The 365-nt window shown below is 34.5% G+C and carries 1 protein-coding gene; it reads right to left on the bottom strand.

The window, feature by feature from the left end; genetic code table 11:
- Positions 1-337, bottom strand: a 337-nt coding sequence (locus tag AOA62_RS25295) for a response regulator (RefSeq protein WP_256592476.1), incomplete at its 3' end; no start/stop codon positions are given.
- Between the last annotated feature and the right edge of the window lie 28 nt (positions 338-365).

The raw sequence follows: 365 nt of genomic DNA, 5'->3' as shown, positions 1-365 counted from the left end.
CTTTAAGACTCAGTTGACTCTTCAGATTATTGTTTACATACGTTATTACTTCTTGTATTGGAGTGTTTGATCCATCTGGAGCACCATCATCTTTAACTTCAATCAGATCATTATCAAATGCTTTTTCCATCAATACAGCACGTTCTCTCTCTTCATCTTCCTCTAATGCTTTCTGCACTGCTTCAATTAATTTATCTTTAGCCACAGGTTTGAGTAAATAATTTACTACTCCTAATCGGATTGCTTCTTGTGCATAGTCAAACTCAGAATAGGCAGACATGATGATAACTACAGGCTTATGTTTTTGTAATATATCCAACATGTCTAACCCTGTCATTTCTGGCATCCTAATATCACTAATAATT

The organism is Pseudomonas sp. 2995-3 (assembly GCF_002742565.1).
GTDB classification, from domain to species: Bacteria; Pseudomonadota; Gammaproteobacteria; order Pseudomonadales; family Pseudomonadaceae; genus Aquipseudomonas; species Aquipseudomonas edaphica.
This window is presented reverse-complemented; position numbering and strand designations above follow the sequence as displayed.